A 24,934-nucleotide genomic window follows, 5' to 3' on the forward strand; every position below is an offset into this window, starting at 1 on the left:
GGCTTTCATCCCACAGGCAAACCTATGGGTTTTCGCCACTAATTTATAACCTCTCAGACACGTATACTGTTATCGAAAAGCTTGTAGATTGAATTTTTTCCGCCATTGCCCTATACTAATAACAGATATGTCAACAACGATTAGGAGGATTATAGTTTTATGCATATGCCAGAAATTCAATCTGTTTTAAACGAGAAGAACATCTCTTTTTCTTATGTCGAAGAGGACAACTGCGGAAGCATCGACTTTGAGCACCGCGGTCTGCGGTATCATATCTGGGAATTTGCAGACGATGTGGAGCCGGTCGGCGTGGAGACCAATCTGCGGTATGCAGGGCGCGATGAGGAAATCGAAGGCGATTACGATACGATTCTCGCAGAACATTTAAAGAAAGAATTTTAAGCGATTTCATTTCATTTTTGGGAAAAGATGTGTATTTTATGACGCCAGTTCTTCAACCACAGCTCGAAAAAGTCACGCTGGAACAGTATGAAATGCTTCCAGAAGAGAAACGCTTCGAAGTTTTTGACGGTGTCATCTACGACATGGCAAGCCCTTCGCAGGTTCATCAGGCACTATCCATGCAGCTTTCTACACTCATCAATACTTACATTCTTCGCAAAAAATCATATATTTTCTAACGCTGCCAGAAACAGCTCATAGAAGTCATCTTCCCCTTCAAGCGCCGGGGAATTTTCTCCGCCGCCATTGGTGCTGCGTTTGATTTCTGCGTAAAATTCTTCACCTGCCATGGCAAGATCCATTTCATAGATGGAAACGCCATAGGCATGGCAGATTTCGCAGAATGCGTGGATTGGATTCGGATTTTCCCTTGTCTGAAGCAGTTTTTCACGCAGAATAGAGTCTGCTTTTGCTTTTTTCTGCCAAGCTTTTGCCTGCACTGCAGGGAAGTTCTTTCATCGCCATGATTGCTGTTCTCAGACATCTGCGAGCCGTAACTTTTCTCAATCAGTTCGTTTTTTGTCAATAAATGATTTCTTGACGCTTTCAGATCTCTGTGATACAGTAATGGCAGAAACGAGGTGATTGCATGAAAAACACATTTGAGCAACAGATTTACGAGATCTTTGGAACAACGGACCCAAAGGAGCTGCGCAAGCTTTCCAAAGACGCGAAACAATACCAGCAGTTAGCGAAAAAAGAAGCACTGCGCCATGCGGCTGGAAGAAAACCAGCTTTTTCGCTGCCGCAAATCATTCAGATGGCTGCCATGCAGCAGCAGGGAAAAAGTATTGCCGAGATCGCGCGCACCTTTCAGGTCAGCAGGCAGACAGTATACAATCAAATTGCCCGTGCTCACTGTTTCAGCACGGATCCCGATGTCAAAACGCGGATGTGTTTTCTTTACCGCGATCAGCTTTGCACAACGATTGATATCGACTTCCGTCATGAGAAAATTGCAATCCAGAATTACACAAAAAAAATTCCGCTTCGTGCCTTTGGCGTTGTGGAGCATCCGACCTGGGATGATTTTACCTGGTTTCTGGAAAGCCGCTGTTTTCCCAAAACACGCGATCATGCCAAAGATATTTTAAAAGAAATGGGACTTCCCTTTTATGATCCGCTGCTTATCATTGAAAAAACAGATGGACGAATGGCCGGTGACGAGCAATGGATCCTGATTCTGAAAAATAAGGAGGCACGCCATGGAACAGATCCGTCTTGATCATCAGCTGCCTGTCAAAAAAACAGATCACACCTCAAAAGGGGACCAGCTCAAATGGAAAATCGGTAATATCTGGTACAAATCCGACTATATGGGATATGAGGGACTCTCGGAGACACTGGTGTCTCATTTACTGCAAAAAAGCACTCTTTCCCACCCGTTTGTCCTGTATCAGCCTGTTCGGATTGCATACCGCGGCACTCTCCGCAGTGGCTGTTCCAGTCCTGATTTTCTAAAAGTAAATCAGATGCTGATCCCATTGGAAAAACTGTACCGTCAGAATACCGGAGACAGTCTGGCAATCTCACTTGCTGCTTTTTCAGAACCTGCGGAACGCATTCGTTTTCTGGCAGATCAGTTAGAAAACATGACGGGAATTCAGAACTTCGGCGCATATTTGACCGCTATGCTGGAAATTGATGCCTTCTTTCTGAATGAAGACCGGCACACCAACAACATCGCTGTTCTATATGATACAGAAACAGCGCAATATTCTCTAAGTCCTCTGTTCGATCAGGGTTTATGCCTGTTTGCAGACACCAGCAATGACTACCCTCTGGATCTGCCGATGGATGTTTGTATGGAACGCATCGAAGCCAAACCTTTCAGCTCTGATTTTGATACACAGCTGGATGCTGCGGAGGAATTATACGGTATCCAGCTTCACTTTTCCTTTACTACAAAAGATGTCTGCACGGAACTGGCTTCTCTGGCCGATTACTATCCTCTGGAAATCCGCCAGCGTGTTGAGCAGATCATACGCCGACAGATGCGCAAATATGGATATCTGATGCGCAGTTAGAGTCGAAAAGAAAACAGTACAGAAAAGTCCCCACGCTGTGTGTGTCTTCTGTACTGTTTTCTTTTTTGACCTTTTTACACGATCTTATGCCATTTTCTTAAATACCGGAATCGAATCGATCGGTGCAGCGGCACGGATAGTCTGTCCGCCTTCGTACACTTTTCCGTCTCTGGTGTCTTCCCAGCGTCCTTCCGGAAGATATACTTCACGCTCAAACTCGTTCAGATGGAAAATCGGCGCTACCAGGTATTCGCTTCCGAACATATACTGATCCTGCAGCTCCCAGCATTTTTTGTCATCCGGGAACTCGTAGAACATGGTACGGATCAGCGGAGAACCGTTTTCGGATGCTTCGTCATACAGCTGTTTGATGTAATCGTGCATGCTGATGCGGATGTCGTAATATTTCTTCATGATCCGGTAATTTTCTTCTCCATAGCTCCACAATTCATTGGACTGGCCGGTATACAGATAGCCGCCGCCAAAGTCACGGTCATCGAGCGGTGGAATGTTGTGCGGTCCGCGGTCGCCGTGCATACGGAGAACAGCAGAGTAAACGGCAAACTCATACCATCGGATCAGAAGCTGCTGGAAATCCGGGTCATTGACATCATCTGTCATAAAGCCGCCGATATCGGTTGTCCACCACGGAATGCCGGCAAGACCCATATTAAGGCCGGCCTGGAGCTGATCATAGAAGGCTTCAAAGGTACTCGGCACATCGCCGGACCATACAACATTTCCGTATTTCTGACTTCCGGCCCAGGCGCAGCGAAGCAGGTTTACAATATTTTCTTCTCCTTCTGCTTTCATGCCGTCATAGAAGACACGGCTGTACAGCTGCGGATAGATATTGCTGCAGGAAAGAGCAGGTCCGTCGATATAGCGGTAATGATCGAAATCGTAAACGCCGAAATCCGGTTCTGAGTTGTCCAGCCAGAAGGCATCAATTCCCAAATCATAATAGTTTTTCTTGCAGACTTCCCAGACGTATTTTCTGGTCTCCGGGTTGAACACATCGATTTCCACACAGTCTCCCTGGAAATCATACGTCTGCAGGGCGCCGCGCTCTGTTTTAATCAGCAGGCCGCGGTCCAGCATCGGCCAGAAATTCTCGCTCTTCCGGTCTACGCTTGGCCATACGGAAACGATAACTTTGATTCCCATGGAATGCAATTCGTCCACCATGGCTTTTGGATCCGGCCAGTATTTTTCATCGAATTTCCAGTCACCCTGCACGGTCCAGTGGAAGAAGTCAATGACAATCTGATCGATTTTGATGCCTTCCTTCTGGTAGCGGCGTGCCACTTCAAGCACTTCGTCCTGCGTACGGTAGCGCAGCTTGCACTGCCACAGGCCCATACGGTCCTCCGGGAATTTCGGCGCGCGGCCGGTCACTGCGGTGTAATTTTCCAGGATCTCTTTCGGTGTATCAGCTGCAGTCAGCCAGTAGTCCATATCTTTCGTCGAGCATGCGGTCCATTCGGTATAATTCTTTCCGAAGGTTACCTGTCCGACGGCCGGATTGTTCCACAGCATGCCATATCCTAAGCTGGATACGGCAAACGGTACACTGATCTGGGAGTTACGCTGCGCCAGCTCCAGGGTACATCCCTTCAGATCCATGTATTTCTGCTGATACTGACCCATTCCGAAAATCTTCTCTTCGTCGTTGCTCTCAAATTTCAGGTTCAGGCTGTATTCGCTTCCGCCGATCACACCTTTCCACTCACGGTTGACCGTTTTTAAGCAGCGGCTCTCTTTGCTGATCGTTCCGTCGTAGCACCGATGATATTCTCTTAAAATTTCCTGATCTTCTTTGTAGAAGGTGATAACTCCTGCAAAGTTGACCACAGCACGGATTTTTCCATTGGTGATCGATGCGCTGGTTCTTTTTCCCATGGATCCGTCGATTTCCAGATGATCGACTTCAAACTGCTCTGCTTTTGCCTCTGTTTTTTCCGGCACTTCGGTCAGTGCCCAGTCCTTTCCGAAAAATCCCGGAAGCATGGTTGCGCGGACACGTAAGGAATCTTTTCCCCACGGCTCAATCCGCAGTGTTTCTCCGTTTGCCTGTGCAATTAACACACCATTTTCTGTCTGAAAACGCATTGTTTTTTCCTCCTTTTTGTTTCAATCCACAGTCGGTAATTTCACAGAGTCTGACATGCCAGCAGAATGCTGACTGTGGTTTGCCTCATGTCAGTGGGGGATACCGATTTCTCTCCGCCCGCCACTGCCGTTAACTTTCTTATTTGCAATTCATCTCACCACCTATAGAGGTGGGAGAATCCTTGCTATTATTTGTTGAAAGGAGAGGTCACAGAAAAATTTGCTTTTCCGTGCCTCTCCCTCCCTATATTCTTACATTCCGATGCTTATGCAACAACAACTTCGCTTGCATCTGCTGCCAGAACAGCTTCTTTCTTCTCATTTCCGACGAAGACTTCTACTTTCAGTTCGGTATGTGCGCCTTCTACGGATACTTTCACTGTGTCGCCGTCTTTGACTGCTTTTACGGTGAATACATTGTTTCCGTGGATATCCGGAACTTTTGTCTCGGCTGCGTCTTTTAACTGATATACGCAAACAGTTGCGTGGTCAGCGTAGTCGTAATCCGGTTTGGTGTCGCAGTTTCCTCTTACTACGATGCTGTTCTCTCTTACATACAGCGGCATGGAGAAGTAGTCGTAGGTTCCCTGATACCATCTTCCGCCCTCTTTTGTCTCGCCGGTCAGAAGCTCAGTCCAGGCGCCTTCCGGCAGGTAGTACTGTGCAACTTTATCCTCGCGGAATACCGGTGCAACCATAAGGGCATCACCTAACATGTACTGCTGATCCAGATACGGAACGGCCGGGTCGTTCATGAACTCGAATACCATCGGGCGCATTACCGGGGTTCCTTCCTCGTGTGCCTCTACAGATTTCTGGAAAATGTACGGCATCAGCGAGCATTTCAGGTTGGTGAAGAATTTTACTACGTCGCAGGACTCTTCGTCGAACAGCCACGGCACACGGTAGCTTGTGGATCCGTGCAGACGGCTGTGGGTAGACATCAGTCCAAATGCGCACCATCTCTTGTACAGATCCGGTGTTGCGGTGCTCTCGAATCCGGAGATATCATGGCTCCAGAAGGAGAAGCCGCTCATGGCGAAGGAAAGGCCGCCGCGCAGCGTTTCTGCCATGGACGGATAGTTTGCAGAGCAGTCGCCGCCCCAGTGTACCGGGAATTTCTGGCTTCCTGCTGTTGCACTTCTTGCAAACAGAACTGCCTCGTTCTCACCTTTTACTTCTTTTAACAGGCTGAATACTGCCTGGTTGTACAGGTATGTATAGTAGTTGTGCATTGCCTGCGGATCGCTTCCGTCGTGGTAAACAACGTCAACCGGGATTCTCTCGCCGAAGTCGGTCTTAAAGCAGTCTACGCCGCAGTCCAGAACAGTTCTCAGTTTATCGGTATACCATTTAACCGCATCCGGGTTGGTAAAGTCCACAAGGCCCATACCTGCCTGCCAGTTGTCGGTCTGCCATACGCCTTTTCCGTCTGCTCTCTGCAGCAGATAGCCGTTTGCAGCGCCTTCTTTGAAGAATGCGGTTCCCTGTGCAATATACGGGTTGATCCATGCACAGATGTGAAGACCTTTGTCGTGATATTTCTTTAAGGTTGCGCGAATATCCGGGAAGCATTTCTTGTCCCACTCAAAATCGCACCAGTGGAATTCGTGCATCCAGAAGCAGTCGAAGTGGAAAACGCTCAGCGGAATATTTCTCTTTTCCATTCCCTCGATGAAGGATGTGGTAGTCTCTTCGTCGTAGTTTGTGGTAAAGGATGTGGACAGCCACAGACCAAAGGACCACGCCGGAGGAAGTGCCGGGCGTCCGGTCAGCGCGGTGTACTCGTTCATGATCTTCTTCGGTGACGGTCCGTGGAACAGATAGTATTTGATTCTTTCGCCCGGTACGGAGAAGCCGACATACTCTACTTTTTCACTTGCTACTTCGAAAGAAACGTTGTCGGTACTGTCAACGAGAATACCGTAGCCGTTGTTTGTCATGTAGAACGGTACGCATTTGTAGCCGATTTCGGATGCCGTACCGCCGTCCTCGTTCCAGGTGTCTACAACCTGTCCGTTTTTTACGAATGGAGTAAATCTCTCGCCAAGGCCGTATACGCACTCGCCGACGCCAAGGGAGAGCTCGCTTACCATATATGGCTGATATTTTTCGGTCATGTAATTCTGGGCTGGCAGCATGGTGCTCTGCTGACGGTCCCATCTGATATAGGAAAGGTTGCGGAAGCCGCTTCCGGTCAGAACTTTTCCATCTGCCTCGAAGGTGTAAGCAAAGACACCTTTTCTCTGTACGCGGACCTGTACGCTTCCGGTATCAAGAACTGCCTCATCCTCGTTGATCGTTACAGTTACGTCCTCGTATACGCTCTCTGTTTTGTCGAAGGACGGAACTTTGTTGTCGTAGGCTTCGTAGTGCCATGCCTCCATGGAGATGGTGTCCGGTGTATGTGCTACGAACTCAACGGTGATGGTCGGCAGGTTCAGGGTCATGCCTCTGTGCTCGATCGGACGTGTGGTAGCCAGGATACGCATACCGCCTGGAATCTGCTCTACTTCATAAGCCTGCATTGCATGGGATGCATTTGCTTTTTCACTCGGAAGCCAGTAACCTTCTGTGAATTTCATCTTTTCATTACCTCCTGATTTGATGCGCCCGAAACAGAGGATGAAAAGCACTCTCTTTTCATCATTTTTTACAGAATTCCTGTTTCAGGCTGACGTTTTTTGGTAATTTTATCCTACCACACTTTTCCTGTCGAAAACAGGGAGGATTCTGTGAAAAAATACGGCGATATTATCTTTTTTCCGGTTTGAACCTTTTTCTGGTTCCAATATGCAAAACGGGAGTGTGTCCCGCAAAAGTATCCTGTTGCATTTCCAATTACTTTTGCCGGGACACACTCCCATCTTTCTTCTTTTGTTTTTTCTTTATGCCACAATCAGATAGGCAACAACTGCCAGCAGGATCTGCAGGATCACAAAGCGGATCACAACCTGACTGTCGGACCATTTGTATTTCAGGCGGACATGGTCATGCAGCGGTGTTCTTGTATTTTTGAGGATCGCGATTTTCAGGAAACGGAGTAAAAATACTTTGACAAGGCCGATTCCTCCGTCGACGATCATCACGCCTGCCATCAGCAGATATAAGAACGGATGGCGGGACTGCATGGCAAGGATGGCGATGTAGAAGCCAAGTGCTCTCGAACCGGCGTCGCCCATCAGCATGCTGCTCGGCGAGGTATTGAAATACAGGTACGCGAGAAGCGCTGCCACGAACAGGTAATTGGCTACGGTGAAGCTTCCAAGGACATCGTGGAAAATCATACTGAACGCGAAGATGACCACGCAGGAAAGGCTCGCGCAGAGTCCGTCGACACCGTCGGAACAGTTTGTAACGTTGATCGAAATCCAGATCAGGATGATGCCGAGGATTATGTAGACCACTTTCGGAATGGTAAGGGACATGCTTCCGAAGCAGATCGTGGTGGAATTGTAATTCACAAAGGTGATGACGGTCACAATGGAGATGACGAGGTCAATCGCGCCTTTTTTGTAATCGCTCCACGGGGTTTCGGATGCATCATCGAGGTAGCCGCTCAGCATGATGCAGACGAGCAGGATCGCGTAGATCACATACTCGGCGCCAAGAGGCAGGAACAATACGCTTCCGATCAGGAAACAGATGACGATCACGAGGCCGACGCCGCGCAGTTTTCCGCGGGAGAGGCCGCCGTTTACGGCAAATTCTCTGCCGTGATCGCTCGGCAGAAAGGAAAATGGATGCTTTAACGCCAGAAAGGTCAGCAGAAAGGTGACCACGATTCCCAGCATGGCGATCTGGCCGGGATTTAAAAAATTACTCCATACTTGATACATACGTTTTCTTCCTTCACTTTTCTTTAGATTGAGTTTGCACGAAGCCGTATGTGACGTGGCTTTGTGTTCATTTATTATAACAACTTCATACAAAAATTGCTATACCCAATTCGGGGGTTTCGTGATAAGATAGTGATACACTAAGTTGAACAAAAAAGGAGTTTTTTATGCCACGCAAAGATCATCTGCCGCGCCAGACACGCCAGGAACACATCACGCTGCAGCCGAACCGCAGCATCGAATTTCGTGTAACCGACGATTTCGGCAGTTTTTCGCCGCCGCACTGGCACGACGCGCTGGAAATTATTTATATTCTGGAGGGTTCCTCCATTGTCACGCTCTCGGACCGCACAAAGACCGTCCTTCCGGGTCAATTTCTTCTGATCAATTCCGGGCGTATCCACACGGCGCGCTGTCCGTCCACGGGAAACCGCTCGATTCTGATGCAGATTCCGGATGCGTTCCTTGCGAACTATCTGCCTGATCCGTCACAGCTCTGGTTCTCGATTGACTACGACAGTACGAATCCGGAAGTGCAGAAAAATATCAGCCAGTTCCGGCGTCTTCTGCTTTCGATGATGCAGCTTCATGAGAAAATGCCCGACGGCTATCTGCTGACGTTCCAGCGGGAGCTTTTTACGTTTCTCGATCTGCTCTACACGAAATTTTCTGAGAAGAGCCCGCTTGCGCACCACCCGATGAGCTCCCGGACGCAGACACGGCTCGATACGATTCTGACGTACACGCAGGAAAATTACCAGCGGCCGATTACGCTGAAGGAGGCTGCCGATGTTGTCTCGCTGCAGCCGGAATATTTCTGCCGGTTCTTCCGCCAGAACATGGAAACGACGTATCTGGAATATCTGAATTCCTACCGTCTTTCCCGCATCTACCGCGACCTGATCGCCACGGATCTGCCGGTCGGCACGCTCGCGGAAAAGCATGGCTTTACAAACGATAAGCTGTTTCACCGCCTCTTCCGCGAGCGGTTTCACACGACGCCGCTGCAGCTTCGGAAGGCAGCACGCGAGAAAGGATCCTGATAGCTTTCGCTGTTTTTATATCTTTGAGAATGGGAGTTTAACACGATGACAAAAGAAGAACTGGCGCTTGCCGTCATTGAACGTTTGAAACAAGAATATCCTGACGCCGACTGTACGCTCGACTACGATCAGGCGTGGAAGCTGCTCGTCAGTGTCCGCCTCGCCGCACAGTGCACCGATGCGCGGGTCAATGTGGTGGTGGAGGATCTCTATGCAAAGTATCCTGATATCGATGCGCTGGCAAACGCGACACCGGAGGAAATCGAGGAAATTGTGCGGCCATGCGGTCTTGGAAAGAGCAAGGCACGCGACATCAACGCCTGCATGCGCATGCTGCGCGACGAGTACCACAGCCAGGTGCCGGATGACTTTAACGCACTTTTGAAGCTCCCGGGCGTGGGACGGAAAAGTGCGAACCTGATTATGGGCGATGTATTCAAAAAGCCTGCGATTGTGACGGATACGCACTGCATCCGGCTGTGCAACCGCATCGGGCTCGTGCATGACTGCAAGGATCCGAAGAAGGTGGAGATGGCACTCTGGAAAATTGTGCCGCCCGAAGAAGGAAGCTCGCTCTGCCACCGGTTTGTGGAGCACGGACGCGAGGTCTGTACTGCGCGGACGACACCGCACTGTGAACGGTGTGTGCTCGCGGATATCTGTGAGAAGAACGGCGTAGAAAAATAGCATTTTTCCATGCGTTTCCATGCGAAAAAGGCTTTTGCATACCGGACAGATTTTTCTGATTCTGTCCCGGCTGCAAAAGCCTTTTTGTTTCTATTTTTTATACGACCGAAAGAAGTCCGTCAGCGCTTTCAGCGTTTTCCCGAGCACCTGCACTTCCTCTTCTCCGAGTTCCGCCATCACGGCATCCGTCATCTGCTCGTGGAATTTTGCGTGATGATGGAATGCCTGCCGTCCCTTTCCGGTCAGGTGGATGTAGACGATCCGGCGGTCCTTCTCGCTGCGCTCCCGCTCGGTGTAGCCTTTTTTCACCAGACTGTTCATCGACGTTGTCAGCGATCCGACCGTGATGTCGAGCTTTGCCGCGATCGATGACATATTGCCGCCCTCCAGGCCGACGGCTTCTATGATGTGCATATCGTTGTTCGTCAGATCCTTGAAATCCTCGGTGATGATCGCCTCTTCTTCCAGTTTTTGTATCTCGTGAAACAGATGGACCAGTGTCTCATTGATGATTTCTCTGTTATCCACTCCTCTTCCCCTTTCCGTCTGTTCTGTCCCTTCTGAACAGGGTTCCGCTCTTTCTGTCTGTATTGTATCAAAAAAGTTCCAGACAAACAATACCAAAAACTGCCTGGGAAACGGCGGATCGCTCCGTGCCGTTTCCCAGGCAGTTCTGTTATGTTTGATTCAATTACATCTGCCCTTTTTTCTTTAACCGTGCAAAGCAGATCATGAAAAAGCAGATGCCGTATACGGTTGTGATCGGGGTGGACATGCCGACGAAGGTCAGGTTCGTATTCGGCAGGTGTGAGAAGAACAGCGCCAGCGGAATACGGATCAGGCAGGCGGAGGTGATTCCCTGGATCATAACCGGGATGCTGATGCCGCGGCCGTTGAAGTATCCGATGCTGCTGAACAGCACACAGGTCAGAATACATTCCGGTGCGAAACCGCGCAGGTAAGCGGCGCTCTGCTCGATAACGGCCGGATCGCTCGTGAAGATTCTGGAGATGACACTTCCACCGAAGAAACCGATGCAGAAAATCACAACTCCAAGAGAGCAGCCCGTTGCGATTGCGGTGAGGAAGCCCTTCCACGCGCGGTCTTTCTTTCCGGCTCCGGTGTTCTGTGCCACGAATGCTGACACAGACTGCATCACAGAGGACGGGATCAGCATGATGAATGAGGTCAGCTTCTGCGCCACACCGTATCCAGCGGACGGCATAAGGCCCATGCCGTTGATGATCGAGTTGATCACAAGGAAGGAAATCTGTACGGTCGTCTCCTGCAGCGCGATCGGCACACCGACGTTCAGGACTTTCTTCAGCTCGTCATGGTCGATGCGGCAGTCTTCTTTTTTGAATTCAATCGGCAGATTGCCTTTTTTCAACACACCCATGGAGGCGATGACAGAAATCAGCTGCGCCAGAACCGTCGCAAGCGCTGCTCCCGCAACGTCCAGTTTCAGCACACCGACGAAGAACAGATCTCCGGCAATATTGGCTGCGCAGGCGATGCCGACGAATAAAAGCGGCAGATTTGCATTACCGACTCCGCGAAGCACGCTGCTGATGACGTTGTACGCGATGATGATCAGAATACCGCCGGAACAGATCCGCAGGTAGAGGACGGTTTTGTCAAAAGACTCCGCCGGGACCTGTAAAATATTGGCGATCGGACCTGCGAACAGCTCCAGAATCACCGTCATGGCGACACCGATGATGGCGAACAGAACAATCGAGGTTCCCACGGTTTTGCCGGCCTTATCCGGCTTGCCCTCGCCGATGTGCTGGCCGATCATAACGGTCGAACCCATCGCAAGGCTGGTGATGATAAATGTTACCATCTGCATGAAGCTGCTTCCGGTTCCGACAGCGGAAATACTCGACGCATCGCCGAACCAGCCGACCACGAGAAGGTCGACCGCACCGTAAGCCGCCTGCAGAATCAGCGCGCCGAGCACCGGCAGCGCAAAGCGGATCAGGGACTGGAAAATCGGTCCCTCTACAAACGATATTTCTTTCTTATTTTCTTTTGCCATTGTTTTTCACTCCTTTTATTCCCGGCATCGTTTCCTGCATCCGCGTGATTGCATGCACAAATTCGTCCACCACCGCGTCGTCCAGATCTGGCAGGCGGGATGCCCATTCCCCGTGAAAGTGCGTCACGCGGAGTTCCACAAACTCTTTTCCCTCTTCGGTCAGTGTCAGGTTGATCACGCGCTTATCTTTTTCATCCGCCTGTTTCACGAGAAGATTTCTCTCCTCCAGTTCCTGCACCAGCTTGGTGATGCTCGGCAGCGTTGTGTTCATATAGCTGCTGATGTCGCTGACGCGGCAGAAGCCCTGCTTTTTCTGAATCTCACTCACCGCATCCAGCACATGCACCTGCCGCGGCTTCATACCGTCCGGCAGGTCCGGGAGCTTCTCGATCAGACGCTTTGCATCAAAACACGCATCCAGGAACTGCTTTAATTTTTCCTGTGTCATGGAAAAGGTTCCTTTCTGTTTAAAAATTAGTTATCTTTAGTAATTACTTTTGATAAGTATAGCAGGAAATGAAAAAATGTCAAGAGGGAACTGATGCTAAAAAAGAGCTGATTGAAAGTTCTGGCAATGCCAGATTCTTTCATCAGCTGTGTTTCATCCATTTCCCCTGACAATAATCCGTGAACAGCCTCAAGACTGGCATCAAATGATTTTTGAGCAGAATATCGGATATAAACAGAATTATTATTAATTTCATCTTCAAGGCCAGGTACATCTTCCATCATGTTTGGAACATCTACATTTAATGAAATTACACCCTTTCCATCTGCGATCAATGTTTGTCCTTCTTTTGAAATCATACACTCCAGGACATCGAATGCCAGGTCCAGTTTTTCCTGATCTTTTTCCAGTTCTTTGTTAAATGCAATATTCAGAGAAGGGGTCATATTTATAAAAGCTTCATCCGAAATCTGTGAAAAAAACGGTATACGAGTTAATTCTGCATCCATCTGTTCCTGAAATTCCTGCATAAGTGCCGGATAACCATGAAACATTGCTGCTTTTCCCTCAAGGAACATCTGCGTTGCAGTATTAATATCGACGCTGATATCATCACTTGTAAAATGTGAGTCCTTCAAAAATGTATTGGTTTCTGAAAAAATACGTTTCCATAACGCATCATCAAACGCGATATCCCCTGATGCACTTTCAGCTGAGCTTCTCCATTCGATTCCATCCAGACTCATGAATTCCCCAATTGCACCTGTCTGAATCACCTCATGAGCAGACCAGTCTTCTGCAAGATCCAGGGAATACGGTTTTATACCATTATCATAAAATTGCTGGCATGCCTGTGCATATTCCTTATAGTTTTTCGGTATCTTGATTCCATACTGTTCAAACAATGTCTTGTTGGCAATAATCGTCTGCGGTATACCGCAGATAGGAAGCCACTGAATCTCATTTTTTGAATTTTTATAATATTGCAATGCATAGGAGTAATACCTGGAAACCACGTCATAAGAAGCAAAATCCATTAGATATGGCTCCAGATCCTGTGCATCTTTTCCAGAAAATCGACGTACGGTTATGATATCCGGCAGTTCACCATGTTCCTCAAAATAGCTATATAAATCGGTATCATTGTTACCGGTAATAAACTCAATATCCTGATCTGGAAACTGCTCATGGATATAGGGTACAATATTTTTCATTAAACGATTTTCCCACAGATACACGGTAAGGTGATCGTCATTTTTAGATACTGCTTTTTGAGATTGTCCACAGCCAGACAAAACAGTAATTGCTAAAAGCACACCTGGCAGTAATGCTGTCAGACATTGTTTTGCCTTTTTCATCCTCGTATTTTCCTCATTCTTTCCTGATAAAATCATTAATTCAATAATTGGGAAACAATTACAGCCAGTTTTCCAGAACATCATTCAGCTTATTCATATCCAGCGGTTTCGCGATATGTCCATTCATGCCTGTATTTTTTGCCAGCTGTACATCTTCTGCAAAAGCATTTGCTGTCATGGCAACAATCGGTAGTTTTCCCTGTTCACCCGGAAGGCTCCTGATTGCTGCGGTTGCCTCATAACCATTCATGACGGGCATTTGGATATCCATAAAAATAAGGTCATACAAGCCTTTCGGAGAAGCTTCTACTTTTTCAACTGCAATTTTTCCATTTTCTGCCGTTTTCACTTCCGCCCCGGTCATCTGCAGAATTTCAACAGCAATTTCTCTGTTTAACTCATTATCCTCGACCAGCAGAATTCTTTTTCCTGTGTAATCTGCTTCAGACAGCTCATCCAGATAATTTCTTGCTGTTTTTTCTTTTCTGCCAGAAGTAAACTGCCGCAATGTAGCCGTCAAACGGGAACGGAACAGCGGTTTTGCAATAAAAGCATCTACGCCTGCAGCCTTTGCTTCTTCTTCGATCTCACTGAATTCATAAGATGTCAGTACAATAATGGTAATCTCTTTCCCTATCCGTTTCCGGATCTGTCTGGCTGTTTCAATTCCGTCCATATCCGGCATTTTCCAATCTAAAATAACAGCAAAGTAATCATTTTTTAGCTCATGATGTGCATAACAGCGCTCAACGGCTTCTCTGCCGGAGAGAACCCATTCGCCTGTAATTCCAATCTCCTTCAATGTGGCAACTGTACTTTCACAACATGTCTTATCATCATCCACAACCAGAACAGGTAGATTCATCAGATTTCTGTCCTGTTCTTTTTCTTTTTCCTGAAGTTCCAGATAAATTGTTACTGTAATTTTAGTTCCCTTATGTAAGGTGCTTTCCACTTTAATATTACCATTCATCAGGTTCACAATATTTCTGCTGATTGCCATTCCCAGACCTGTTCCCTGGACTCTGGTTGTCCGATGGTCATCTGCGCGGCTGAAAGGATCAAACATGATTTTCTGGAATTCCAGTGACATACCGATCCCATTATCCTCAATCGTAAATTCATAGCATCCAAGTTCCGAAAATCCATTTGGCTTTTCCTCTATGGAAAAAGTAATATTCCCGCCATCCGGTGTATACTTGACCGCATTACTCATCAGATTCACAAATACCTGCTGGATTCTCAGGCTGTCACCACAGACACTCTCATGTTCAATGTGATTAATGTGTATATCTAAATTGTGTTTATGTTCATCAATCACCGGTTTTGTGAGTGTTATAAGATTATCCACCAGATCTGGCAGATTGAAATCCTCCTGTGCCAGCGTCATTTTTCCACTTTCAATACGTGCCATATCCAGCACTTCATTAATCAGCCCTAGCAAATGACGGCTTGATTTTGTAATTTTGCTGAGACATTCAATGACTCTGTCCTGGCTCTCAATATTTGCTCCTGCAATTGCTGTCAGGCCGACAATGGCATTCATCGGTGTCCGGATATCGTGGGACATATTGGAAAGGAATTCTGTTTTCGCACGGTTTGCATTTTCTGCAGACCGGTAAGCCTCTTTCAGTGCCTGACGGGATTCAATCTCTGCTTTCTTCTCCTGTGTCACATCCATGGATGCCAGCAATACCTTTTCCAGCTTTCCATTCTTCCATTCCAAAGGAATATAAGAAGCGATTTTATAAGTCTTTTCATCCAGGCTGCAATACTCAAACTTATAAATATCATTTTCACTTTTCAGATTCTTCTGGATATTTTCCGGTGCGATCAGGATGTCCATAGTTTCCAATGGTTCCAGTGTCTTATATTTTTCAAGAACCTGCATCTGAAAATCATGATAGAATCCCAAAGGTTTATATATCATCTGTCCATTCAGGTTATAGAATTCATATCTGTCATTTTCCAGATCACAGACAACAAAGCGGTCAACCAGACGCACAATACTCTGAATTATCTGCTCCATGGAAGCATTATCCGCCGCCATCTGCAGATGCCGTGCGCTCTCTACCTTTGTCTCTGTGATATCACGCAGAAAGATCATGGCATATTCTGAATCCTCTATTTCGCCACGTATGACCACATTGCGGACCCATCGTTCTTCTCCATTCAGAGTGATACGGCACTCTAAAGCCAATTCGGTTTCCAGACCCTTCAGCCTTTCTGCAATATAACCACGGTCGTAAAAAGAGGATACCGCCTTCTTATCTGTCTCCACAACATAGGAATCCACAAAATGACGGATCAGTTCATCCCATGTATGACTCTGTTCAAAGACTGTCATCAGGGACGGTTCAACCTTAAAGGTATCAAAAGTATTCGCTTCCAGATTTACATAATACTCACACAGGTCTGCTTTCGTAAAAGCCCGGTGGAAAGCAGCAGATTTTTGTGCCTGCATGGCCTCTTTTTTTTCCGCATCAATATTAATAAAAATCCCGGCAATCCTGCTGGCAGAACCATCCAGACGGCGTATTACTTCTGCCGATGCCCGAAACCACTGGTATTGATTATCCTTCATTCTCATACGATACTCTACCTGGTATTTTATCTGGTTCGTCTTATCCTTAATTGCCGCCTGAAGCTGCACCATTACTCTTTCTTTATCCTGTGGATGCAGAAGATCTGACCAGGATTCCAGTTTATTCGGAAAGTCCAGAGTGTCATGATAGCCAAGCATTTTTCGGAATTCATGACTCCAGTTTGCATTCACAATCTCACTGTTTTCGTCACAGTCAAAATACCAGAAGCCGGAACAGATAGCCTCATTGAGCAGTGTCAAATTTACATGATCCCAGTTGACCTGTACGGACATAACCCAGATCTGTCTGCCCGCCTCATCTGTCGCATCCTCTTTACAAAGCCGTACATTTTTCACTGTACCGTCTGCTGTAAGGATCTGTGCTTCCCCTGTTCCGTGAAGCTGCAAAAAACGGTCTCGCTCCAGTCTATCTTCCTCGTCATAAAAGAAGTTTCTCAATGAGCCTTTTGTCTGTTCCATGAAAGTATCGAATGTATATCCTGTACTATGCAACAGCAGATTATTCACAGACAAAATAGACAGGTTTTGGTCATAAGATCCTGTCATTATACCTACCCCGCCATTATTTTCCAGTGTTTTCTGTACGGCCTGTGACATAGCCTGTGTCTGTCCCGTTACAGCCTCACCTAAAGAATATATTTTGTCTTCATACTTTTCCATTTTATAAAAATCCTCTCTCTGTTTTATACTTCATTATCCTGCTTTTATCTGTATACAGAGAACCTGTCCCTGCCAGTTTTACATTTACGTTATAATATCCTACAAAACGTGAAAAACAGAGATACGGATTTGAGAAGTTGCAGCCACTACACACAATATTCATACAAAATTCTCTTTATGTTTTCAATTTTTATAGGCTTTGCCAAGTGAGCATTCATTCCTGCTGCCAGACACTTACTCCGATCGTTCCTGCTGTAAAACGGTATCTGAGGCTTTTTTTATTTATCTGATTTTTTTCTGTTTCCATGGAACTTCTGAACGCTCACCTCCTGGTATCATTACAAATATACATAAAAACTCATTTTTATATTACCATGAAATTTTTTACTTTGCAATGCACATACCTTTTCAGACGCTGCTTTTCTTGTTTCCTTTTTCAGAAAATTGCAACCAAAGGGGCGCACCTGAAAATTTCTTTTCAAATGCGCCCCTTCGCTTTCTTTTTTTCTGTCAGATCAATCCGTAATGCTCCATCGCCTTTGCCACGCCGTCCCGCTCGACGGTATCGGTTACGTACTCTGTGTACGGATCCAGAATCTCATCATGTTTTCCAAGCGCAATGGTGTGTGCGCCGCACCGGAACATGGTAAGGTCGTTGCTGCTGTCGCCAAATACGTATGCATCTTCTTTCTCCAGCTGAAACTGTTTCAGCGCATAGTCCACAGCTGTTCCTTTGCTGCAGCCGTGCGGAACGATTTCGTATACACCGCCGCGGCGATCCATGATATCAAACTCCTGCTCAAATTCACGGTACATACGTTCTATATCAGACTGTGCATCAGTTACGATACAAAATTTATCGTAAATGATTCCTTTTGTCTCCGCTGTCTCCGCGAGTCCGATTCCGACAGCAGCGAAATAGGCACGGGTCTGCTCGACCTCCCGAAAACGGGATACCTCCGACGAAAAATAAACATTATCCGTTCCCTCCAGAATCATGCCGATCCTGCACTCCTTTAAAATAACCGGGATTTCCTCACAGCGCTTTTTCGGAATCGTCTGATGCATCAGGATTTCGCCGTCCCGGCGCAGATAGGTCCCGCAGCCGCACAGAAATCCGGAAAACGGAAGCTTTTTCAGCTCCTCGGGCAGCTCCGACCAGGTGCGGCCGGTATTAATAAACGTAAGATTTCCTTTTTCCGCTGTCTTTTTCAATGCATCGAGCGCGCTCTGCGGAATTTCTTTTGTAATCTCACTCAGTAACGTTCCATCAATATCAAAAAATAATGCTTTCACAAAAATTTCCTCCTCGTGTACTGTTTCCTGTTCTCTTTCTGACATACGAAAAAATGCCGAAGCTCTTGATTGTCAAGGCTTTCGGCATTTTCATTCCAGTCGAAGCGACGGGATTCGAACCCACGACCTCTGCGTCCCGAACGCAGCGCTCTACCAAACTGAGCCACGCTTCGATTTTATTTGTTTTCTGAACTCTCGTCCGTCAACAATAGCTATTATATATGATGTCTATAGGAATGTCAACACCTTTTTTGAAATTTTTTTAATTTTTTTTATTATTGCTTCAAAAGGTACATTTTACACGGGTTTGCGGCCTTTTTGGTGTTATTTTAGAATGACAGTTTCTGAGAAAGTCAAAAAAAGAGATATGCCGGAAGTTCTGTTCCGGCATATCTCTTATCTTTGTTTCTCAGCTCAGCTGATATACATCTGCATACTGCACGCCGAAGCTCAGCGCCTCGGAATGGCTGCTGCAGAAGATGTCTACGTGGCCGTAAGCGGTTCCGCGGTCTTCTACCGTGTAAACCTGGCCGTTGATCATCAGTTTTGTGCCAAATGGTACACCGCCCATGGCAATCGTTCTGCCGGCGGTCGGTGTGGTTCCGCTCGCGGTGGATCCGCCGGACCACTGTCCGGTACAGATGGAACAGGAGCAATAGCCTGTCAGTTTAAATCTTCCAAGGTATGTTCCGCTGGAGGAGCTGCTGGAAGTATCTGACGCGGATGGACTCCCCGTTGTCGTGGAGGATGCGCTGCTGTCCGAAGAACTGCTTCCGGAGCTGCTGCTTGTATCGGTATCTGCTTTCGCTGCGGCATTTGCTGCTTCTGCGGCTGCGACTCTTGCGGCCTCGGCTGCCTGTTTTCTGGCGGCCTCTGCCTCAGCTTCTGCGGCAGCCTGCTGTGCGGCGGCTGCTTCCTCTTCTGCTTTCTTCTGCGCTGCAATCTCCTCTTCTTTCGCCTGACGGATCAGGTCGTTGATTGCATCTGCTTTGCTGTTGATTTCATCTACCAGTGCACTCTCGCTGGATTTTGCATCGTCCAGCTCTGCGGAGTAGGTACGGAGTTCCTGATAAGCTGCTGCGTACAGCTCCTGGATTGCTTCCTGCTGATCGCTGCTCTGCTGCTGCAGTTCTACGATCGCTGCCTGCTCTTCCTGCACCTGTGTTTCTTTTTCTTTTACCTGGTCTACCGTGTCTTCATACTCCTGCATAAGATCGCGGTCGAAATCGGAAATTTTCTGTATGTATTCTGCCCGGCTGATCAGCTCTGAAATGCTTTTGGAAGAAAAGAGCATTGCCATGTATCCGTTTCCGGAAGAATTTTCATACATATACTGGATACGGAGCTTCATCGCCTCGTACTGCTCTTCTTCTTTTGCTTTTGCATCTTCCAGATCTGCCTGAATCTGTACCAGTTCGTTCTGCTTCGCATCATACTGATCCTGAAGCTCCTGCAGACGGTTCTGCAGATCGTCCAGCTGCTGGTTCAGTTCGGAAAGATATTCTTCTGATTGTCCCTTTTTGGAATTGAGTTCGTCAATCCTGCTCTGTATGCTGTCAAGCTGAGACTGTGCGGCAGCCTGTTCTGCCTGAGCATTTGAAATTTTCTCCTTTGTACTGGCACCATAGCATGGCAGAACGGTTGCTGCCGTAAGCACTGTGGCCAAAACCAGGCTGAATAATTTCTTTTTTTTCATGTCGTACACCTCATACTTATTACGTTCTGTTGCTGATTGTCACTCCCAGTTACTGCGGAAAATGGGTCTTTTTTCCCGCCGTACTTTGCCATTATAACACAAGTATGTCTGAAATGAAAGTCTTTTTTAATTTCTGTTAATAACTTTGTAATATTTCGACGTTTTTCCTGCAAAAACTGGCATGATTTTTCTACTTTCTCCATCCAACAGGGTACTTATTTTTCAAGATTCCATTGACCAGTTTGCCCCATCCAAGGCCGAATCCATCGATGCAGACCAGCTTCCAGCCCGACGGCGATGCGGTCTCTCCCGGCTCTACGGAAATTGTCGCACCGTGGAGATATTTTTCGGTACGCTCGTCATCTGCCTTTAAATTCATGTAATCTTTGAACTTGTCCGCGGAGAGTGTCACGGCAAACGGCTGTGACGGCTCGAAACGGTCTTTTTTCAGTTCACCGAGATACAGACCGTTCCGCAGGAAATGAAGATTCCGCACGCCATCCGGCAGGGACGGGGAATGGTATACTTTTCCGGCGCGGACTTCCAGTTCCTCCACCGGGATCGGTGCTGTCATCCGGGACAGGAAATCGGAAAGGATCTGTTTTTCTGCTTTCGACGGACCCGGTGCTTCCGTTCCGCGGTCTTTTTTCCGGTTTTTCTGTTTTTTGTTTTTCTTTTCGATCGGTTTTTCTTCTGTCTCATAAGGAATGGCTTCGCCTTTTTTGCGGAACAGGGCAAGGTAATGGCCCTCGCCGTTCATTTTATGCGGCCAGATGCGCACGGTCTTTTCGATCTCCGGATCGCCGTTTCCCCAGACTGGATTGCCTTTTGAAAAACCTTCGTAGCCTTCCATCTCGATCAGTTCCATTTCCGGGAAGTTTTCCAGAAGAAAAGAAACGGTTCCCTCGTCCTCCTGCGGGGCGAAGGTACACGTCGAATACATCATGAGGCCGCCCGGACGCAGCATTTTGACAGCATTCGAGGTGATCTCGCGCTGCAGATCCGCAAAGAAATCCGGCCGCTCCGGGGTCCAGGTGCCGATGACTGCCTCGTCTTTCCGGAACATGCCCTCGCCGGAGCACGGTGCATCCACGAGGATTTTATCGAAGAAGCCCGGGAATACGTCTGCAAGGCCTGCCGGTGTCTCATTGGTGACAAGCACGTTTTCACTTCCGAACAGCTCCAGATTGCGCAGCAGTGCTTTGGCGCGGGCGTTGCTGATGTCATTGGCGACGAGAAGGCCGGTTCCTTTCAGGCGCGCATTCAGCTCGGTTGCCTTGCCGCCCGGTGCGGCGCAGAGATCGAGCACACGCTCACCCGGTTCGATCGGGAGGCGGGACGCCGGGGTCATGGCGCTTGGCTCCTGCAGATAGAAGACGCCTGCCGCATACAGTGGAGACTGGCCCATGCGCATGCCGTCCGGCACGAAATAGCCGTTTGGAATCCACGGAATTTTCTTCCACGTTCCCGGAACAAGCGGCGGGAAATCTTCGGTCCGGCATTTTTTTGTATTTACACGCAAGCCTGCCGTGCGGGGTGCGTCGTAGGAAGTTAAAAATGCATCAAATTCATCGCCCAGCATGTCCTGCATGCGGGTCAGAAATTCCTGTGGTAACTGCGCCATGTATTGTCTCTCCTTTTTATTTTGCTTTGTTGTGCATCGGTCCCTTTTCGTGAACTGGCGATGTTTTTTCTGTCTTTGTTTCTTTTGTTTTGCATCTATTTCATAATTTCTCACAGAAAAAGAGACAGCTTTTTCGATTTTTCAATCTTTTTGCTGTCTCTTTTTTGCATAGCGGAGAAGAAGGGATTTGAACCCTTGCGCCGTTTCCGACCTACTGGTGTTCGAAGCCAGACCCTTCAGCCTCTTGGGTACTTCTCCGTATTTTGTCAAATACATCATATATTATAGTGCTTTTTCTACGATTCGTCAATGATTTTTTCATTGGTTTCCGATGGAAATACGGGGATTGTATTTTTTACGGAAATATTCGAAAGTGCAACTTACTCAAACAAATAATCTTCCTCAGGCAGCATCCCATCCCGATGCTGCCTCTTCTTTTATTCTTTCCCTTCTTCCGCCCTCTTCCTCTCTTCTTTTTTCTTCTTTTTCACCACCCGCAGTCTCCGGAAAAACGCACTCAGCATCTCCGAGCACTCTTCTTTCAGCACGCCGCGCTCGACCTTCACCTGATGGTTAAACTCGTGCATTTCCAGCATATTTAAGATCGACCCCGCGCAGCCCGCCTTCGGGTTCATGCTGCCGATGACGACTTCGCTGACTCTTGCCTGTACGATCGCACCGGCGCACATCTGGCATGGTTCCAGGGTGACATACAACGTACAGCCCTCCAGCCGCCAGTCGCCGAGCTTTTTGCTGGCTTTCCGGATCGCATTCAGTTCCGCGTGGGACAGCGTGTTTTTATCCGTATTTCTGCGGTTATAGCCCCGCGCAATCACCTTTCCCTCGTACACAATCACACAGCCGATCGGCACTTCCATCAGCTTTTCCGCTTTCTTCGCCTGCGTAATCGCCTGGCGCATGAAGCGTTCCCGTTCTTTCCGGTGCGCTTTTTCCTCCGGCGTTTCCAGCTTTGTTTCTTCTTCCATTGTGCACTTCCTTTCTTCTCTGCGTATATTTTCTGTCCTTCCCGCATATCGTGAACTGTAGCGCAGTATCTTTTTCTACTCTTTTTACTTCTATGCAGGAGGTTTTTATGTCTGATTACCGGCGTTTCATTGCCTATCTATACGAATACCCGAACAACCGCAAGGGCGGATGCTGCGGCTTTGTCCGCGTGGAGTCGCAGAACGGCTTCTGCCGCATGGACTTCCAGATCAAATCGCCGTCTCTTCCGCCGGAGACCTCGGTCACGGTCTACGGTTTTATCCGCCGGTCAGGGCGGATGTACGGCATTCCGCTCGGAAATCTCCTTGCGGGGCGCTCTTCTACGAGTGGAAAACTCTTCACGCACTCCGATGCCATTGGGCAGACGGATGTCACGCTCGACGAGCTTGGCGGTCTGATCCTGCTCTGCCGCCAGACCGGCGTCATTGCCACCCAGTGGGACGATCTTCCGATTCAGCCGGAGTTTTTCGCTCCCACGCTCCCGCAGGAGCCCAAAACATCCGCAGACAATGGTGCCAGACCGACCGAAGAGAAAACTGCCGAAACACCCGAACCTCTGGATCCCGCCGTACCTGCGCAGTCCCTGCCATCATCAGACGCTTCAAAAGCACAGTTCGATGAACTTTCCACAAAATTCAGCAGCAATTCCGAACTTTATCCACAAAATTCCAACCCGGAATCCACCGTCTCCACAGAATCCACATCAACTGACACGGTAAACACCGTTCCTGCAGACAGGATCACGCAATCATCCGCCAACACACTCCATCCCGCATCCGCGGAATCTGTGAAAACCGCAGAAAGCTATCCCTCTGCCAACCCGGAACCGCCGCAGCCCATCCCGGATTCTGCCGCCCAGCCGCTACATATGACTTCCGCCGATTTTCCCGCCGCAGCAGCCGTGCCGCCGTCCCGCGCTGCTCTCTATCTCCAGCTTCAGGACCAGTTCCCGGAGTTCCACCCGTTCCCAGATGATGATCTGACCGACTGCCTGCGCCTCTCACTCGACGATCTTCCACAGCTCCGCGCCGCCGGTCTTTCGGTGGATGCGAACCGCTTCGTCCTCCATGGCTCCTCGTCCTATCGCCATCTTCTCCTCGCCCGGAACCGCGACCAGCAGGAACTCTGGTATTTCGGCGTTCCCGGCATCTACACGCCGAATGAGCAGTTCATGGCAAGCCTCTTCGGCTTTTTCCACTTCAAGCAGGCGATGCGCCCCTCCGAGCTCGCGCCCGATGCCCGCTTCGGCTACTGGTACCGCACTCTTTAAAGCGTTTTTTAATCCACGCCGCGGATCTCCACCGTCTCAATCTTTCCGCGCAGGATCTCGCAGAACCGCTCGAGCTGCTCCCTCGCATACCCCGAGAACCTCGGATCAATCACATAATCCGATTCCCGGTAATTCTGCAGGAAGTACCGTTTTGCCCCGGAAAGCCACTTTCCGATCGCTTCGATCTCTTCCCTTCCATGCAGCTCTTTGCAGAGCGTTGTCCGGAACTCATAGTCCACCACACCGCTCTTTAAAAACTCGACCGACTCATTGATCCGCATCACATCGATCTTTTTCACGCCCGCCGTCTCGCCGTACCGGGACGGCGCGTTTTTGATGTCCATGGCGACGTAGTCGATTTTCTTCTCTTCCACCAGCTTTTTCAAAATCTCCGGCCGGTATCCATTCGTATCGAGCTTCACAAGATATCCCAGTTCCTTAATTTTCGTCACGAACTGCTCCAGATCCGGATCCAGCGTCGGCTCACCGCCCGTCACGCAGACGCCGTCCAGTACGCCGCGCCGCTTTTCGAGCACTGCAAAAATCTCCTCCTCCGGAATCACCGGCTCCCATTCGGGATGCTGCACGAGATTTCCGTTCTGGCAGAACGGGCAGCGGAAATTGCATCCGCCCGAAAACAGTGTACACGCCACCTTGCCCGGGTAATCCAGCAGCGTCAGCTTTTGAAATCCATGTATGACCATATGCTATCCTCTCCGACCGCAGGACTTCGAACTTTCGTTCGCCCTGCAACAGAAAAA

At 48.4% G+C, this 24,934-nt stretch carries 21 protein-coding genes and 2 tRNA genes; 7 read left to right on the plus strand and 16 right to left on the minus strand.

The features are described from left to right. The first annotated feature begins 159 nt into the window (after positions 1 to 159). Complete coding sequence (locus DXD02_RS03690) at positions 160 to 402, plus strand: hypothetical protein (RefSeq protein ID WP_022463041.1); 243 nt, start codon at positions 160 to 162, stop codon at positions 400 to 402. Positions 403 to 440: 38 nt separating this feature from the next. After that, the gene (locus DXD02_RS03695) at positions 441 to 641 is read left to right on the plus strand and encodes a Uma2 family endonuclease (protein ID WP_117509614.1); all 201 of its coding nucleotides are present in this window, start codon (positions 441 to 443) and stop codon (positions 639 to 641) included. On the opposite strand, the gene DXD02_RS03700 is transcribed toward DXD02_RS03695, so the two are convergent. Next, entirely contained in the window at positions 627 to 902 is a 276-nt protein-coding gene (locus DXD02_RS03700; RefSeq protein ID WP_118666405.1) for a hypothetical protein, read from the minus strand. The genes DXD02_RS03695 and DXD02_RS03700 overlap by 15 nt on opposite strands. Positions 903 to 1,051: 149 nt before the next feature. On the opposite strand from DXD02_RS03700, the gene DXD02_RS03705 reads away from it, so the two are divergent. Both DXD02_RS03705 and DXD02_RS03710 read left to right on the plus strand, forming a co-directional pair. Continuing rightward, positions 1,052 to 1,687 (plus strand): helix-turn-helix domain-containing protein, encoded by a 636-nt coding sequence (locus tag DXD02_RS03705; protein ID WP_055265066.1) that lies wholly within the window; start codon positions 1,052 to 1,054, stop codon positions 1,685 to 1,687. Then, a complete protein-coding gene (locus DXD02_RS03710) occupies positions 1,668 to 2,489 on the plus strand; it encodes a hypothetical protein (protein ID WP_118666406.1) in 822 nt (273 codons plus the stop codon). The genes DXD02_RS03705 and DXD02_RS03710 overlap by 20 nt, the downstream gene beginning before the upstream one ends. Before the next feature lie 84 nt (positions 2,490 to 2,573). On the opposite strand, the gene DXD02_RS03715 is transcribed toward DXD02_RS03710, so the two are convergent. From DXD02_RS03715 to DXD02_RS03730, 3 genes are all read right to left on the minus strand, one after another. Next, on the minus strand, positions 2,574 to 4,601 hold the full coding sequence (locus tag DXD02_RS03715) for a glycoside hydrolase family 31 protein (protein ID WP_118666407.1): 2,028 nt from the start codon (positions 4,599 to 4,601) through the stop codon (positions 2,574 to 2,576). A gap of 266 nt (positions 4,602 to 4,867) precedes the next feature. Further along, positions 4,868 to 7,186, minus strand: coding sequence for an alpha-xylosidase (yicI, locus tag DXD02_RS03720; RefSeq protein ID WP_022463037.1), 2,319 nt, complete (start codon positions 7,184 to 7,186; stop codon positions 4,868 to 4,870). A 303-nt stretch (positions 7,187 to 7,489) separates the two neighbouring features. Further along, positions 7,490 to 8,440 carry a phospho-N-acetylmuramoyl-pentapeptide-transferase gene (locus DXD02_RS03730; protein ID WP_117804600.1) on the minus strand — a complete coding sequence of 317 codons (951 nt, stop codon included), beginning with the start codon at positions 8,438 to 8,440 and terminating at the stop codon, positions 7,490 to 7,492. Positions 8,441 to 8,607: 167 nt separating this feature from the next. Here DXD02_RS03730 and DXD02_RS03735 point away from each other — a divergent pair, with 167 nt between their 5' ends. Together DXD02_RS03735 and DXD02_RS03740 are read left to right on the plus strand one after the other, a co-directional pair. Continuing rightward, on the plus strand, positions 8,608 to 9,483 hold the full coding sequence (locus DXD02_RS03735) for an AraC family transcriptional regulator (protein ID WP_055265076.1): 876 nt from the start codon (positions 8,608 to 8,610) through the stop codon (positions 9,481 to 9,483). A 45-nt stretch (positions 9,484 to 9,528) separates the two neighbouring features. Further along, positions 9,529 to 10,170, plus strand: coding sequence for an endonuclease III domain-containing protein (locus DXD02_RS03740; RefSeq protein ID WP_022463034.1), 642 nt, complete (start codon positions 9,529 to 9,531; stop codon positions 10,168 to 10,170). 90 nt (positions 10,171 to 10,260) lie between these two features. Here DXD02_RS03740 and DXD02_RS03745 read toward each other — a convergent pair whose 3' ends face one another. The 11 genes from DXD02_RS03745 to tadA form a co-directional block, all read right to left on the minus strand. Continuing rightward, complete coding sequence (locus DXD02_RS03745; RefSeq protein WP_022463033.1) at positions 10,261 to 10,698, minus strand: MarR family winged helix-turn-helix transcriptional regulator; 438 nt, start codon at positions 10,696 to 10,698, stop codon at positions 10,261 to 10,263. A 163-nt stretch (positions 10,699 to 10,861) separates the two neighbouring features. Continuing rightward, positions 10,862 to 12,211 (minus strand): MATE family efflux transporter, encoded by a 1,350-nt coding sequence (locus DXD02_RS03750; RefSeq protein WP_118666408.1) that lies wholly within the window; start codon positions 12,209 to 12,211, stop codon positions 10,862 to 10,864. Then, positions 12,195 to 12,659 carry a MarR family winged helix-turn-helix transcriptional regulator gene (locus tag DXD02_RS03755; RefSeq protein WP_118595853.1) on the minus strand — a complete coding sequence of 155 codons (465 nt, stop codon included), beginning with the start codon at positions 12,657 to 12,659 and terminating at the stop codon, positions 12,195 to 12,197. The genes DXD02_RS03750 and DXD02_RS03755 overlap by 17 nt, the downstream gene beginning before the upstream one ends. Positions 12,660 to 12,685: 26 nt before the next feature. Next, complete coding sequence (locus DXD02_RS03760) at positions 12,686 to 14,017, minus strand: ABC transporter substrate-binding protein (RefSeq protein WP_243030674.1); 1,332 nt, start codon at positions 14,015 to 14,017, stop codon at positions 12,686 to 12,688. A gap of 58 nt (positions 14,018 to 14,075) precedes the next feature. Next, entirely contained in the window at positions 14,076 to 17,282 is a 3,207-nt protein-coding gene (locus tag DXD02_RS03765) for a response regulator (protein WP_118666409.1), read from the minus strand. 510 nt (positions 17,283 to 17,792) lie between these two features. Next, positions 17,793 to 18,578 (minus strand): Cof-type HAD-IIB family hydrolase, encoded by a 786-nt coding sequence (locus tag DXD02_RS03770; RefSeq protein ID WP_242857168.1) that lies wholly within the window; start codon positions 18,576 to 18,578, stop codon positions 17,793 to 17,795. A 99-nt stretch (positions 18,579 to 18,677) separates the two neighbouring features. After that, positions 18,678 to 18,751: transfer RNA gene (locus tag DXD02_RS03775), tRNA-Pro, on the minus strand. Between the two features lie 236 nt (positions 18,752 to 18,987). Continuing rightward, entirely contained in the window at positions 18,988 to 20,274 is a 1,287-nt protein-coding gene (locus DXD02_RS03780; RefSeq protein WP_117509591.1) for a PcsB-like coiled-coil domain-containing protein, read from the minus strand. Between the two features lie 190 nt (positions 20,275 to 20,464). Beyond that, the gene (locus DXD02_RS03785; RefSeq protein WP_118666410.1) at positions 20,465 to 21,898 is read right to left on the minus strand and encodes an RsmF rRNA methyltransferase first C-terminal domain-containing protein; all 1,434 of its coding nucleotides are present in this window, start codon (positions 21,896 to 21,898) and stop codon (positions 20,465 to 20,467) included. Positions 21,899 to 22,070: 172 nt separating this feature from the next. Next, positions 22,071 to 22,156, minus strand: a tRNA-Ser gene (locus tag DXD02_RS03790). Positions 22,157 to 22,335: 179 nt separating this feature from the next. Continuing rightward, positions 22,336 to 22,884 carry a tRNA adenosine(34) deaminase TadA gene (gene tadA / locus DXD02_RS03795; RefSeq protein ID WP_117509593.1) on the minus strand — a complete coding sequence of 183 codons (549 nt, stop codon included), beginning with the start codon at positions 22,882 to 22,884 and terminating at the stop codon, positions 22,336 to 22,338. Between tadA and DXD02_RS03800 the strand changes: the two genes are divergently transcribed. After that, on the plus strand, positions 22,884 to 24,173 hold the full coding sequence (locus DXD02_RS03800) for a DUF6128 domain-containing protein (protein WP_147399135.1): 1,290 nt from the start codon (positions 22,884 to 22,886) through the stop codon (positions 24,171 to 24,173). The genes tadA and DXD02_RS03800 overlap by 1 nt on opposite strands. Positions 24,174 to 24,181: 8 nt before the next feature. On the opposite strand, the gene DXD02_RS03805 is transcribed toward DXD02_RS03800, so the two are convergent. Further along, on the minus strand, positions 24,182 to 24,877 hold the full coding sequence (locus DXD02_RS03805) for an anaerobic ribonucleoside-triphosphate reductase activating protein (protein WP_118666412.1): 696 nt from the start codon (positions 24,875 to 24,877) through the stop codon (positions 24,182 to 24,184). Between the last annotated feature and the right edge of the window lie 57 nt (positions 24,878 to 24,934).

It is taken from the genome of Blautia sp. TF10-30 (assembly GCF_003481245.1).
In the GTDB taxonomy this organism is placed as follows: Bacteria; Bacillota; Clostridia; order Lachnospirales; family Lachnospiraceae; genus Fusicatenibacter; species Fusicatenibacter saccharivorans.